This is a genomic window from Shimia sp., from assembly GCF_022448905.1.
In the GTDB taxonomy this organism is placed as follows: domain Bacteria; phylum Pseudomonadota; class Alphaproteobacteria; order Rhodobacterales; family Rhodobacteraceae; genus Shimia.
This window is the reverse complement of the sequence record NZ_JAKVCW010000003.1, coordinates 13,864-26,328: the sequence shown is the minus strand read 5'-3', so window position 1 is coordinate 26,328 and position 12,465 is coordinate 13,864. Positions and strand designations below refer to the sequence as shown.

The window sequence follows — 12,465 nt, the reverse complement described above, 5'->3', positions numbered from 1 at the left end:
GTCAGGCCCAGAAGTTGTTGCGATCGATGTTGCAGTCTTGACGTGCAGCCCCCACCGACTTGCTGGAGCCCAGACGCGGCCCCCAACGACCTGAGCGCCCGGCGGCCCCCTGAACCGCTTGCGGCGGCTTTAAGGAGAACTGGGCCGTCTCAGGATTGGACGTTACCGTGCCAGCCCCGGTCCCACTAACGACATAAACCCGGGCGCTGTTCGGAGCACCCAGCTGACGGCTTGCGTAATCCCCGGCGCCGCACCAGAATTCAGCCTCAATGGCGTTTGGCCGCACACCGACTTCAAACACATCCGCATTTACGGGGGTCACTCGCACCCCACTTCGAGACACGAACCCACCGCCAGAGCTTGTCGACATACAGGCGCTCAACGCCAAAGCACCAGCCATAAAGCCAACCGTGCACTTCTTCATGCTTCTCTCCATTGCCGTGCCCATAAGCCGGCCATCACTAAAGCCCGTTTCAGAAAATCGCGAAAGGATCACCAATTATAAGACAGTAACGCCGCGCATCCGCCACAAACTCATCTTCGCCAATGCGAGGGCCGTAGGTCCCCTTGCGTCCTGTGGCGCCGCTTGCTTGACCTGCAGGCTTCAAAGAAAACTGGGCCGCATCCAGACTATCGGAGGTCACAGCACGCCCGGCCTCACCAACCACGTAGATGCGCGCACCAGCAGGCGCACCAAGCACTTGCCCCGCATAGTTGCCTGCACCACACCAATACTGCGCCATGGGGTTGCCACCCGGACGCGACATCACCTCAAACACATCTGCCGACACTTGATTAACACGGATATTGCCAACGGTCGCAAAATCGCTCGTCCCCAAGCCACCCGCATTAGCGCAAGCTGCCAACGTCAGAAATGCCAAAGCAGAAAGATGTTTCATCAAAATTCTCAGAAATTTGCACCCGCCCATGGTGGCGAGCACGTTCAGCCTAACTGCAATCTATCCAAGAGAAAAGGCCAGCAAAGCTGCTGACCTGTTCACTTTTTCGTCTTCGAGTGAAGTAACCTAACTGGCTCAGAAAATCTGATCGCCCATCTGGTCAATCATTTGCTTTGCCTTGCCAACAGAGGCCTCCGCCGCCTCACTCTGATCGCGCAGCACATCGGCCCGGATCAACGTATGGCTTTGGGCCTCGCCATTCACCACACCATCAATTCGTGCGGAAATGCGGAACTGACCACCATCCGGGATGGGACACGGCGTGATCTGATAGCCTTTGTATTCCACCGCTTGAACCGTCTTTTCAGCAGCGGCTTCTTTTGCACCGCCGCCGCCAAAAAGCTTCTTCAGAAACGACATGGCTTACTGATCCAGGAAGCTGCGCAGTTTGCGCGAGCGGCTTGGATGCTTCAGCTTGCGCAGCGCCTTCGCTTCAATTTGACGAATACGTTCGCGCGTCACACTGAACTGCTGACCCACTTCCTCAAGGGTGTGGTCCGTGTTCATGCCGATGCCAAAGCGCATCCGCAGAACCCGCTCCTCACGCGGAGTGAGGCTAGCCAGCACACGGGTGGTGGTCTCTTTGAGGTTCTCCTGAATGGCGCTGTCCAGAGGCAGCACAGCATTCTTATCCTCGATGAAATCACCCAGCTGACTGTCTTCTTCGTCCCCAATCGGAGTTTCCAGAGAGATCGGCTCTTTGGCGATTTTCATCACCTTGCGCACTTTCTCCAGAGGCATCTGCAGCTTCTCGGCCAGTTCCTCCGGCGTTGGCTCACGGCCGATCTCATGCAGCATCTGGCGGGATGTCCGCACCAGTTTGTTGATCGTTTCGATCATATGCACCGGAATACGGATCGTGCGCGCTTGGTCGGCAATCGAGCGGGTGATGGCCTGACGGATCCACCAGGTCGCATAGGTCGAGAACTTATAGCCGCGACGGTATTCAAACTTATCCACCGCCTTCATCAGGCCGATGTTACCTTCTTGAATAAGATCAAGGAATTGCAGGCCGCGATTGGTGTACTTTTTGGCAATCGAAATCACCAGACGCAGGTTGGCCTCAACCATTTCTTTCTTGGCCTGACGTGCCTCTTTTTCACCCTTCTGAACCTGCTGCACAATGCGGCGGAATTCCGGGATGTCCAAACCGACATACTGGCCCACTTGCGCCATGTCGTTGCGCAGCTCGGTGACCTTGTCGACAGAGCGCTCCATGAACATCTGCCAGCCACGGCCGGACTTCTCGGACATATCGTCGAGCCAGTTCGGGTCCAGCTCGCGACCACGGTACGCGTCGATAAACTCACGGCGGTTGATGCGGGCCTGGTCAGCCAGCTTCACCATAGAGCTGTCGATCTGCATGACACGGCGGTTGATGCCATACAGCTGGTCGATCAGCGCTTCGATACGGTTGTTGTGCAGGTGAAGCTCGTTCACCAACTCCACAATCTCGGAGCGCAGTTTCTGGTAGGTCGCCTCGTCTCCTTCAGAGAAAGAGCCATCTTCGTTCAGTGTCGCCGAGATACGCGCGTCCTGCATATCTGAGAGCATCGCAAAGTCACGTGCGATGATGTCGAGCGTCTCCAGAACCCGCGGCTTCAGCGCAGCTTCCATCGCAGCCAAGGACATGTTGGCCTGCTCGTCTTCGTCATCATCGTCGTCTTTGGCAATCGGGTTGCCGTCCGCATCAAGCTCTTGCTCGGCTTCCTTCTTCGGCGCAGAGGTCACATTGGCCGCTTCGGCCACCGGAGTTTCTCCGCCCTCTTCTTCACCATCCTCACCCATCTGGTTGCCAAAAGTGGTTTCCAGATCGATCACGTCGCGCAGCAGAATGTCTTCAGACAGAAGTTCATCGCGCCAGATGGTGATCGCCTGGAAGGTCAGTGGGCTTTCGCACAGACCGGCGATCATGGTGTTGCGGCCAGCCTCGATGCGCTTGGCAATCGCAATTTCGCCTTCTCGGCTCAGAAGCTCAACAGAGCCCATCTCGCGCAGGTACATGCGCACAGGGTCGTCGGTGCGATCGAGTTTTTCGTTGTTGCCAGAGGCAATTGCAACGCCACGGTTGGCAGAAGACGTGTCCACAACCGCGGTGGATTTGGCCTCTTCTTCCTCGGCTTCTTCGTCTTCGATGATGTTGATGCCCATCTCGGACAGCATCGACATCACGTCTTCGATTTGCTCAGAACTCACCTGATCTGGGGGCAGAACCTGGTTCAGCTGATCGTAGGTGATGTAGCCCTTCTCGCGAGCCTCAGCGATCATTTTCTTGACGGCGGCCTGACTCATATCGAGCGAGATTTCGGCGTCCTGATCGGCGGGCTTCTGGTCGTCGTTGTCCTTGGCGGCCATTAAGTGCTCCTGCAAGTTCGGCTGAAGGTGATTCGCTGGCTCCGAATCAACCCCGCAATAGGGTGATTCGCAACCCCACCGCGCCCGTTTTCTTCATGTGTTGCTTACAAGGCTGCGCCTTAGAGTTCTAACTCCGGCGTGGCGGCTTCCCGCCCCTTGTAAAATCGATCATATCTCGCAGCGCATCCAACGCTGCGCGTTCATCCTTGTCAATTGGCGCCCCATTGTCGCCAACAGCAAATTCGCCCCCGCCTTCATCGTCGAGACCGCTTTGCATAGCCTTGTTTCGCGCCTCTGCGGCCTGGCCCAAACGCCAGGTCATCGCCTCATCAGCCACGCTCATGAGATCTTCTTCCGCTTCGGCGATTTCTTCGCTCAAGCCCCGCACGGTTTTGAGCTTTGCGAGCTCCTCGGTCAGCGTCATGCGCGCAAGCGCCATGTCGCCGGGTTTGCGTACGGCGGGGGTGATGGCGACATGGGGTTGGCGTAGCAGGTTTTCAACCATCTCCGGCCCCAAAGCCATTTCCACATTGCTGCGCGGGTCCGGCGTGTTGGCATAGCGCAACAGCACGTCGCGCAGATAGGCGTTGTCCTGATCGAGACACTCCATGCTTTCGATCTCATATTCGAAATCATCCAGCAGTTCTGGATTGACCAAAGCGACCGCCAAAACCACCGCCTCGCGCACCCGCATCTCCACCGGGCCTTCGCTCGCGGCCAGCATCGAGGTCTTGGTGTGCACCTGAACTGTCGGCTGCGCATTCCACTTGCCCCGCCGACCACCGGAGAAGCCACCGCCACCGCCCCGCTGCGGACGAAACAGCTCATAACGCAGTTCCTTGATCGCCTCGCCATAGTGACTGCGGATCGACGGGTCCTGGATCAGTTTGATCTTTTGCTTGAGCAGTTTGTCGAGTGCGGCGCGGCGTTCCGGGCTGTCAAAGACCTTGCCCTCAATCTCACGTTGCCACAGCAGGTTCACCATCGGCATCGCGGCATCAAGCACCTTCTGCACCGCCCCTGCACCTTTGGCCTTAATCAGGTCGTCCGGGTCCTGCCCCTCTGGCATAATTGCAAAGCGCAGTGATTTTCCGGCCTCCAGCAGCGGCAGAGCCAAATCCACCACCCGCATCGCGGCGCGTATGCCCGCTTTATCGCCATCCAGCGCGATGATCGGCTCGTCCGAGATGCGCCACAGCAACTGTAACTGGTTTTCCGTGACCGCCGTACCCAATGGGGCCACCGACGCGCCAAACCCGGCCTCACAGAGTGCAATCACATCCATGTAGCCCTCGGCCACAATCAACGGCTGGCCTTTGCCCGCCGCCTCCCGCGCCGGGGCGTGATTGTAAAGACTGCGCCCCTTGTCAAACAGCTCTGTCTCGGGGCTGTTGAGATATTTGGCATTGTCATTGGGGTCCATCGCGCGACCACCAAAGGCGATACACTTGCCGCGCGCATCTCGGATCGGGAACATGATCCGGTTACGGAAGGTATCATAGGGCTTTCCGCCCTTATTCGACGGTTTGGCCAATCCGGCGCCGAGGATCAAGTCAGGTGCTACGCCTTTGCCGGTCAGCGCGTCCCACAGGCCTTGCCAGCCATCCGGTGCAAAACCAATGTCAAACCGATCCCGCGTTTCCTGCGCCATGCCGCGCTTGTCCAGATAGGCCCGTGCTTCCGCGCCTGCCCCGGCATTCAACATCAGCCGGAAATGCTGCACCGCCATTTCCATGACTTCTGCCAACTGCGTGCGCCGATCCGCCTTCTGCTGCGCCTGCGGATCGCGTTTGGGCATGGTCATCCCGGCCTCTTCGGCCAAGATCTCCACCGCCTCCATAAAACCGACATTCTCGGTTTCGGTCACAAATTTGATCGCGTCCCCTTTGGCGTGACAGCCAAAACAGTAGTAATATCCCTTGCGGTCATCCACATGAAAAGACGCAGTTTTTTCATGGTGAAACGGGCATGGTGACCACATGTCCCCCTTGCCCTGATTGGACTTGCGCGGGTCCCACATGACTTTGCGCCCCACCACGTCAACAATGGAGGTGCGGCTGCGAAGCTCATCTAGAAATCCGGGCGGTAAGGACATGGCAATCCGATCAGGTCAGTTTGAAGCGGACTTCTGCATTTCCTGAATTTGGTCCCAATTGTCCAGACACTGTTGCTCAACTTGTGCGCCCAGATCGATCTTTTTCAGGTCACGCTTTTTGGCACCATAAACCACAGGCGCAAAATGCGTGATTGCCGCGTTGTAGTTCTCCGGCCAGGTAGGTTCATTGGCGAGCAGATACTCTTCCAGGTCTTTGGCTTTCACACGATCCAGCCGGGCGTCCTGAATGGCCTTGATCACCTGCCCCTGGTATTTGCAGGTGTCTTCTTTGCCATCAGCGGCATAGGCTGCTGCGCTGCTCAGCATCAGCGCCACGAGAGTATAACGGACCATCAAGGCCTCCTGAATCACTTTAGACCCAAAGAGACTACCCGCGCGCGGCGACGCTTTCCATGGCCCTTTGCAAATCGTGAACAAGCGTCTTCGCCATGGAACGGAACGCCATGATCTGAAATGCCTGCTCCCCAACCCGTGTGATCGACACAGTCATATGCCCCAACATGGTGCGCGCCGTATGCCCCCGCTTGAAAGTCGCCGTCCGCACATTCACAGGCACAAGCCGCGCCAACACGTCTTCTGCGCCGACGCCTTCCAGCTTCACAACCGCCCAGGCATCGCTTTGGTCCACCACAGCGGCCTCGTTTTTGAGGCTCCAGTTGGGCGCAGGCCCCACCAGCATGGCTTGATCCCGCCCAAACCAAATGGCCCGCGCAGCCGCTGTGCCTGTGGCGCGATTTGGTTTTGGCATCGCCATGCCATGCGCGGATTTCAGCAACTCGGAGCAAGCCTCAAGCCGCCCCTTGTGCACCGTCAGCATCGTCAGGCTCACCGGTAGATCTTCAGCCAATGACACGTTGCCCACGGAGATCGGCAACAGCCCCTCACAAGGCGTCTTTGCAAGCAACTCAACCACGCATCCGCCCTCCTTCTGGATCAAAGAACACCGGATCACAGACCTCACAGCGCGCGGTCACACCGCGCAAGTGATCCACCATCATCACCTGTTCACCATGCCGCGCACGTCCATTGCGCAAGAACGCCAATCCCAGGAAGCTCTCAAAGGTTGGCGAGAACCCAACCGAGGTGGTGTATCCCAGTTCGTTTTCCCGCACCGGCTCCGCATCCACCTCAAACAAATGCGCCCCGGCAGTCAGTTGTTTCACCGCTCCCACCGGCTTTAAGCCCACCAGCTGCTCCCTCTCAGCCCCAGACAGCCCCGGCCGCTCGCTCATGGTTTTGCCAATGCAGTCCTTCTTCGTGCTCACCATGCGTTCCATACCAATGTCAAAAGCCGTCGTGCGCCCGTGAATTTCGGAATGGGTGATGAAACCTTTCTCGATGCGCAGCACATTTAGCGCCTCCATGCCATACGCCCCACCGCCCAGCGCCTCGGCCTTCTGCACCAGCACTTGGTACAGGCTCTCGCCATAGCGCGCGGGCACCGCAATCTCATAGGCGTGTTCCCCGCTAAACGAGATGCGGAACAACCGCCCCCGCACCCCACCAACACTGACCTCGCCACAGCCCATGAACGAGAAGCTCTCGTTGTCGATCTCCTCACCGACAATGCCGGACAGCACCTCACGCGACTTCGGCCCCGCGACCGCAAACTGCGCCCATTGCTCGGTCACCGACACCATCGAGACATCCAGCTCCGGTCGCAGGCACTGATACACATACTCCAAGTGCCGCATCACCGGCCCCGCCGCTGCCGTGGTCGTGGTCATCACGAAATGTTCCTCGCCCAATCGCGCAGTGGTGCCGTCGTCCATGACAGTGCCGTCTTCGCGCAACATCAAGCCATAGCGCACCTTACCCACTTTCAGCGTGCTGAAGGTATTGGTGTAGACAAAGTCCAACAACGCGCCCGCATCCGAGCCTTGAATGTCGATCTTGCCCAGCGTGGACACGTCACAGATACCAACCGCATTGCGCACCATCTGCACCTCACGGTCGCAGCTCTGCCGCCACTTAGTTTCGCCCGCCTTAGGGTAGAAACTTGGCCGATACCACAGCCCTGCTTCAATCATCGGCGCGCCATCGGTGACGCTGGCGTCATGGCTGGTGGTGAACCGCTCCGGCGCGAAGCCAACACCCTGCCCGCCTGCGCCCAGCGCGGCGATGCTCACCGGCACAAATGGCGGGCGGAAGGTGGTCGTGCCGGTCTCAGGGATCCCGCGCCCTGTCGCATCCGCCAAAACCGCCAACGCGCCCATGTTGGAATTCTTCCCCTGATCGGGCGCCATACCCTGTGTGGAGTAGCGTTTCATATGCTCCACCGAGCGGAAGTTCTCGGTCGCCGCCTGCTTCACGTCCTTGACGGTTACATCGTTCTGGAAATCCAACCACGCGCGCCCGCGACCAGCCACCGCCCAAAGCGGTTCCATGTTGTAGGGCGCATCCTCCGCCGATGGCAGATCCACATCCCCAACCTCAAAGCCCAGCGCCTCGACAGCCGCTTTTGCTTTCGCAGCGCCTTCTTGCATCGCGCCCATCGTTGAAAACGTCCCGTTGCCAGCCCCCGCCGTGGTCAAACCCGGCACCATACCGTCCACCGGGCCAAAACTCTGAATGTCCTCGCGCCACTCAGGACGCCCGTTCATGTGGCACGTCAGATGCACCGTCGGGTTCCAGCCGCCGGAAACCGCCAGACAATCGGTGCCAAGCTTCTCTTCCCCGCTGACCGTTCGGTAAGACACACTCTCCAGCGCCTTGCGCCCTCCGGTGTCACAAACTTCGGCCCCGTAGATCACCGGATAGCCTTGCCCATCTGGCCCATCTTTCCGACTGTCCAACACGGCGGTCACATGTACGCCCGCAGCCTTCAAGTCCCGCGCGGTGCGATGGCCATCATCGTTGTTGGTAAACACCGTCACCGCCCGCCCCGGCGCCACGCCATAGCGATGCAGATAGGTCCGCACCGCCGCCGCGCCCATGATCCCGGGTCGGTCATTGTTCTTAAATGCAATCGGCCGCTCAATGGCACCCGCGCAGAGGATCGCGTGCTTCGCCACAATGCGCCAGAAACATTCCAAAGGTCGCCCGTTTGCGCCGCTGAGGTGATTGCTCACCCGCTCCAGCGCACCAAAGGTGCCCTGATCATACGCGCCAGTGACCGTGGTGCGCGACATCAGGCGCACGTTGGGCATGGCTGCCAGTTCGTCCACCACATCCGCAGCCCATACTGCAGCCGGAATGCCATCAATCTCTTCGCGCTCGCCATTCAGACGCCCGCCCAGCACGCTGTCCTCGTCCGCCAAAAGCACGTCCGCGCCAGCCCGCGCCGCCGTCAACGCCGCCATGAGACCCGCCGGCCCCGCGCCAATCACCAAGACATCGCAGAAGGCAAATGCCTTTTCATAGATGCCTTCGTTGTGCTCCCCTGACAGCGCCCCCAAACCAGCGGAGCGGCGGATGATCGGCTCATACACCCGCTCCCAAAAGGCCTTGGGCCACATGAAGGTCTTGTAATAAAACCCCGCCCCAAGAAACGGCGCCGCCAGATCATTGATCGCCAACAGGTCCACATCCAGACTGGGCCACCGGTTCTGGCTGCGCACTTCCAGCCCGTCATAAACCTCCTGCGTCGTCGCCCGCACATTGGGCTCCTGATGTGCGCCGCGCCCAACGGTGACCAGCGCATTGGCCTCTTCCGAGCCCGCGCCCATCACGCCCCGTGGCCGATGATACTTAAACGACCGAGCCACCAGCTTGATGTCATTGGCCAGCAAGGCCGAGGCCACGGTATCCCCCACGAAGCCTTGCACCGTGTGGCCATCGAAAGTGAAGCTAACCGGCGTGCCCCGGTCCACCTGGCCTTTGCCCGCGATTCTCATGCGCTGACCTCCGTCACGTCAGACGCCAGTTCGGTTGCAAGCACCTCATGGGTCAGCGTGTTGCGTGTCACCACGATCCAAGCACCGCAACCGCCTTCGTGATACCAAAGGTCCCGCGTCACGCCCGCCGGGTTGTCGCGGTTGTGCAGATAGTCATCCCACACAACGTCGCTAGCCTCCGGATCAGGGCGGTTCAACGCCACTGCGTCCCCCTGATAGTAAAACTCGCGCCGATCACGTTCGCCACAATGCGGACAGGTCAATCTCATTTGCTTTCCCCATCACCGCTTGGACCATCAAAAACGGTCGCATCAGACACAACATAGACAGTCCGCGCCGCCTCACAACGCTGCGCATCCGCACGGAACAGCTTGTATTTCACCGCTTTGCCCGGCACCTCCGCCAGATCCACCGCCCCGCCACAACTGTCGGTTTCTCCCACCATCAAATAGCTGGTCTCAATCGTCATCGCGTCGCCACTGTCGCGTGTCACAAAGAAATTGCCGCCATCGCATTCCACGGTGCAGCCCTTGCGCCCGCCGCTGTCAAAACACAGCAGGAACTGGTCCAGCACCTGCCCCGCATGTTGAGTGCCCGCAACGTGCCCTTGGTTGGTAAACCCGACCAGCATATTGGCCAGCTTGTTCTGGTTCTCATCGCTGTAAATCCACAGCTGCATCCAATCGACCACCTGCGCCGGTTGGCCTGCGAGATGCGCATCAGTGTAATCCCGCACATAGCACCCTTCCGGCGGTCCTTCGGCCAGCACAGGCCCCGCCATCAAAGCACCGCTCAACAACACACTCTTGAAAACACCCGTCATCGCCGCCCCCTCAATGCAGATTGTGCTGAGAGCCGGTGCCCTCTTCATCCATGATGCTAACACCCGTGCGGAACCGATCCATCCGGAATTTCGCCGCATAGTCGTGATGCTGATCCGTCGCCATCAAATGTGCCATGCACCAGCCCGAAGCCGGAACCGCTTTGAACCCGCCGTAGTTCCAACCGCAATCAATGTAGAGCCCGTCGATGCCCTCCATCTTGTCAATGATCGGGCTGCCATCCGGCGTCATATCCATGATCCCGCCCCAAGAGCGCAGCACCTTGGCTTTGCCAATCATCGGCATCAGCGTCATGCCCGCTTCCATGACGTGCTCTTTCATGGGCAAGTTCCCGCGCTGCGCATAAGAACTGTAGAAATCCAGATCCCCACCAAACACCAAGCCGCCCTTGTCCGACTGGCTGATATAAAAATGCCCCATGCCAAAACTGATCACATGATCAATCACTGGCTTCAGCCCTTCGGTCACAAAGGCCTGCAACACATGGCTCTCGATTGGCAGGCGCCGCTCTGCCATGCCTGCCACCAGACCAGACCGCCCAGCCACAATAATCCCAACCTTCTTAGCCCGGATCGCACCGCGCGTGGTCTGCACGCCTTTCACAACCCCGCCCTCAATGTCGATGCCGGTCACTTCGCAGTTCTGCACCAGATCAACACCCCGATCTGACGCCCCGCGCGCATAGCCCCAGGCCACCGCATCATGCCGGGCCGTGCCACCGCGCGGATGGTACAACCCGCCATAGATCGGAAACCGCCCCTGCTCAAAATCGAGATAAGGCAGCATCTTGCGCACGCCCTCTCGGCTCAGCAGCTGCGCATCGTCCCCCTGATTAATCATCATATTGCCACGCCGCGCAAAGGCATCGCGCTGCCCATCGCTGTGGAACAGATTGATCAATCCCCGCTGGGAGAACATCACATTGTAGTTCAGCTCCTGCTCCAGCCCTTCCCAGAGCTTCATCGAATGGGAGTAAAACTCGCTGTTGCCCTGAAGGAAGTAATTGGCGCGCACAATCGTGGTGTTGCGCCCCACATTGCCACCACCCAGATAGCCCTTCTCGAGCACCGCAATATTGGTCATCCCATGGTTTTTGGCGAGGTAATAAGCCGTCGACAGACCGTGTCCGCCACCGCCAATAATCACCATATCATATTCCGGCTTCGGTTGCGCATCGCGCCAATGCGCGGTCCAGCCTTTATTGCCGGACAGTCCCTGTGCCAAAACCTTGAGGCCGGAAAACCGCATCTCTTTGCCTCCTGAATGCCCACTCTAGGCGTGTCTTCAAATCCGACACGACCTCCTGACATCAGGCGCAAAAAACACACGCGAGGATGGTCGCTTAGCGACAGAATGCGTCGCTAAACGCACAATTGCAATCAGGCTCTCTTAAGCCCTCAAAACGATAGAGAAAACGCCACGCCCAATAGCGGAGCCGTATTATAGCTCTGCTTGGACAGGGTTGCTCCAGTTGCGTTTTCCACCGCTAAACTGCCGTCCACTTCCGCGCCGGCAAACACTACAAAACTCATGCCCGGGTTCGGGTCGTAGGACAGGCTCATCACCACGGGCACGCTCTTGTCCTGCCCCACGTTGCCCCCTGCAAGCGCAAAGCGGTTGGTCTCTTGCCGGGCAGACAGGGTCAGCCCCCAGGTGTCACTCACGTCATACCGCAACGACAGACCCGGCCCCTGACTGGCACCGAGTGTCGGACCAGTACTCAAGCTCCATCGATTTGCGAACTGCCAGTCCAGCAACAGCGCTGGAAAGGCGTCATAGTCATCGCCGCCAAGCCCCTCAAATGCCCCAAGCGCCGGACCAATCACCAGATTGTCGCCCACCTCCCAGCTGACACCGGCAAACAATCCGGCACTTCGGCCATCACTTGCCGACGCACCAGAGGCATAACGGCTGCGCACAGATGGGGCCACAAACCAACGCATTCCGCGTTCCGTGCGTCCCGCCAAGGAGACTGTCACCGAACGCTCGTCTACCTTGTCCCAAAGCGCAGGCATTCCCACAAAATCATAGTCTGCCTGGCCAAAAGTCGCAGACACGCCGTAGCTGATCCCGCCCGGATTGCGATTGAACGCGCCGACGCGGCTGTACACACGGTCCGCCGAGAAACTCCCGCCGCCGTTGGTATCGCTGCTGTCTTGGTTCAGGTAGGCGCCATCAAGGCTGAAGATCCAGCCCTCAGGCGCTTGAGCAGATGCTGCACCAGCCGCGACACTCATCGCGGCAACTGTCAAAAAACGCATCACAGAAAATCCTCGAAATGTTTGGTCCATACAGCGTACGCGACCAGCCTCTCCAAGGATCACTCAAAACGAGAAAAGCGCGGGATGCCTCTCATG

Annotated in this window: 12 protein-coding genes; all 12 read right to left on the bottom strand. The window is 58.9% G+C overall.

Annotated elements, in window-relative coordinates:
• Window position 1 precedes the first annotated feature (1 nt).
• The gene (locus tag MK208_RS04055; RefSeq protein WP_294114174.1) at window positions 2-424 is read right to left on the bottom strand and encodes a hypothetical protein; all 423 of its coding nucleotides are present in this window, start codon (window positions 422-424) and stop codon (window positions 2-4) included.
• A 49-nt stretch (window positions 425-473) separates the two neighbouring features.
• On the bottom strand, window positions 474-899 hold the full coding sequence (locus MK208_RS04050) for a hypothetical protein (RefSeq protein ID WP_294114172.1): 426 nt from the start codon (window positions 897-899) through the stop codon (window positions 474-476).
• 135 nt (window positions 900-1,034) lie between these two features.
• The gene (locus MK208_RS04045) at window positions 1,035-1,319 is read right to left on the bottom strand and encodes an HlyU family transcriptional regulator (protein WP_294114170.1); all 285 of its coding nucleotides are present in this window, start codon (window positions 1,317-1,319) and stop codon (window positions 1,035-1,037) included.
• Between the two features lie 3 nt (window positions 1,320-1,322).
• Window positions 1,323-3,314, bottom strand: coding sequence for an RNA polymerase sigma factor RpoD (gene rpoD / locus MK208_RS04040; RefSeq protein ID WP_294114168.1), 1,992 nt, complete (start codon window positions 3,312-3,314; stop codon window positions 1,323-1,325).
• 127 nt (window positions 3,315-3,441) lie between these two features.
• Window positions 3,442-5,409 carry a DNA primase gene (gene dnaG / locus MK208_RS04035; protein WP_294114166.1) on the bottom strand — a complete coding sequence of 656 codons (1,968 nt, stop codon included), beginning with the start codon at window positions 5,407-5,409 and terminating at the stop codon, window positions 3,442-3,444.
• Between the two features lie 15 nt (window positions 5,410-5,424).
• Window positions 5,425-5,763, bottom strand: a complete 339-nt coding sequence (locus tag MK208_RS04030; protein ID WP_294114165.1) for a hypothetical protein — start codon at window positions 5,761-5,763, stop codon at window positions 5,425-5,427.
• 34 nt (window positions 5,764-5,797) lie between these two features.
• Entirely contained in the window at window positions 5,798-6,343 is a 546-nt protein-coding gene (locus MK208_RS04025; RefSeq protein WP_294114163.1) for a sarcosine oxidase subunit gamma, read from the bottom strand.
• Window positions 6,336-9,266, bottom strand: coding sequence for a sarcosine oxidase subunit alpha family protein (locus MK208_RS04020; RefSeq protein WP_294114162.1), 2,931 nt, complete (start codon window positions 9,264-9,266; stop codon window positions 6,336-6,338). The genes MK208_RS04025 and MK208_RS04020 overlap by 8 nt, the downstream gene beginning before the upstream one ends.
• Window positions 9,263-9,535 (bottom strand): sarcosine oxidase subunit delta, encoded by a 273-nt coding sequence (locus MK208_RS04015; RefSeq protein WP_294114161.1) that lies wholly within the window; start codon window positions 9,533-9,535, stop codon window positions 9,263-9,265. The genes MK208_RS04020 and MK208_RS04015 overlap by 4 nt, the downstream gene beginning before the upstream one ends.
• Window positions 9,532-10,089: a hypothetical protein gene (locus MK208_RS04010; protein ID WP_294114159.1), complete on the bottom strand. Its 558-nt coding sequence runs from the start codon at window positions 10,087-10,089 to the stop codon at window positions 9,532-9,534. The genes MK208_RS04015 and MK208_RS04010 overlap by 4 nt, the downstream gene beginning before the upstream one ends.
• Before the next feature lie 10 nt (window positions 10,090-10,099).
• Window positions 10,100-11,356, bottom strand: coding sequence for a sarcosine oxidase subunit beta family protein (locus MK208_RS04005; protein WP_294114157.1), 1,257 nt, complete (start codon window positions 11,354-11,356; stop codon window positions 10,100-10,102).
• 149 nt (window positions 11,357-11,505) lie between these two features.
• Complete coding sequence (locus MK208_RS04000; protein WP_294114154.1) at window positions 11,506-12,369, bottom strand: hypothetical protein; 864 nt, start codon at window positions 12,367-12,369, stop codon at window positions 11,506-11,508.
• Window positions 12,370-12,465 lie beyond the last annotated feature (96 nt).

Excerpts from the sequence above, each read along its gene's own strand:
- MK208_RS04055 (WP_294114174.1), bottom strand. The coding sequence starts at position 424 with ATGAAGAAGTGCACGGTTGGCTTTATGGCTGGTGCTTTGGCGTTGAGC.
- MK208_RS04050 (WP_294114172.1), bottom strand. The coding sequence starts at position 899 with ATGAAACATCTTTCTGCTTTGGCATTTCTGACGTTGGCAGCTTGCGCT.
- MK208_RS04045 (WP_294114170.1), bottom strand. The coding sequence starts at position 1,319 with ATGTCGTTTCTGAAGAAGCTTTTTGGCGGCGGCGGTGCAAAAGAAGCC.
- rpoD (WP_294114168.1), bottom strand. The coding sequence starts at position 3,314 with ATGGCCGCCAAGGACAACGACGACCAGAAGCCCGCCGATCAGGACGCC.
- dnaG (WP_294114166.1), bottom strand. The coding sequence starts at position 5,409 with ATGTCCTTACCGCCCGGATTTCTAGATGAGCTTCGCAGCCGCACCTCC.
- MK208_RS04030 (WP_294114165.1), bottom strand. The coding sequence starts at position 5,763 with ATGGTCCGTTATACTCTCGTGGCGCTGATGCTGAGCAGCGCAGCAGCC.
- MK208_RS04020 (WP_294114162.1), bottom strand. The coding sequence starts at position 9,266 with ATGAGAATCGCGGGCAAAGGCCAGGTGGACCGGGGCACGCCGGTTAGC.
- MK208_RS04015 (WP_294114161.1), bottom strand. The coding sequence starts at position 9,535 with ATGAGATTGACCTGTCCGCATTGTGGCGAACGTGATCGGCGCGAGTTT.
- MK208_RS04010 (WP_294114159.1), bottom strand. The coding sequence starts at position 10,089 with ATGACGGGTGTTTTCAAGAGTGTGTTGTTGAGCGGTGCTTTGATGGCG.
- MK208_RS04005 (WP_294114157.1), bottom strand. The coding sequence starts at position 11,356 with ATGCGGTTTTCCGGCCTCAAGGTTTTGGCACAGGGACTGTCCGGCAAT.
- MK208_RS04000 (WP_294114154.1), bottom strand. The coding sequence starts at position 12,369 with ATGCGTTTTTTGACAGTTGCCGCGATGAGTGTCGCGGCTGGTGCAGCA.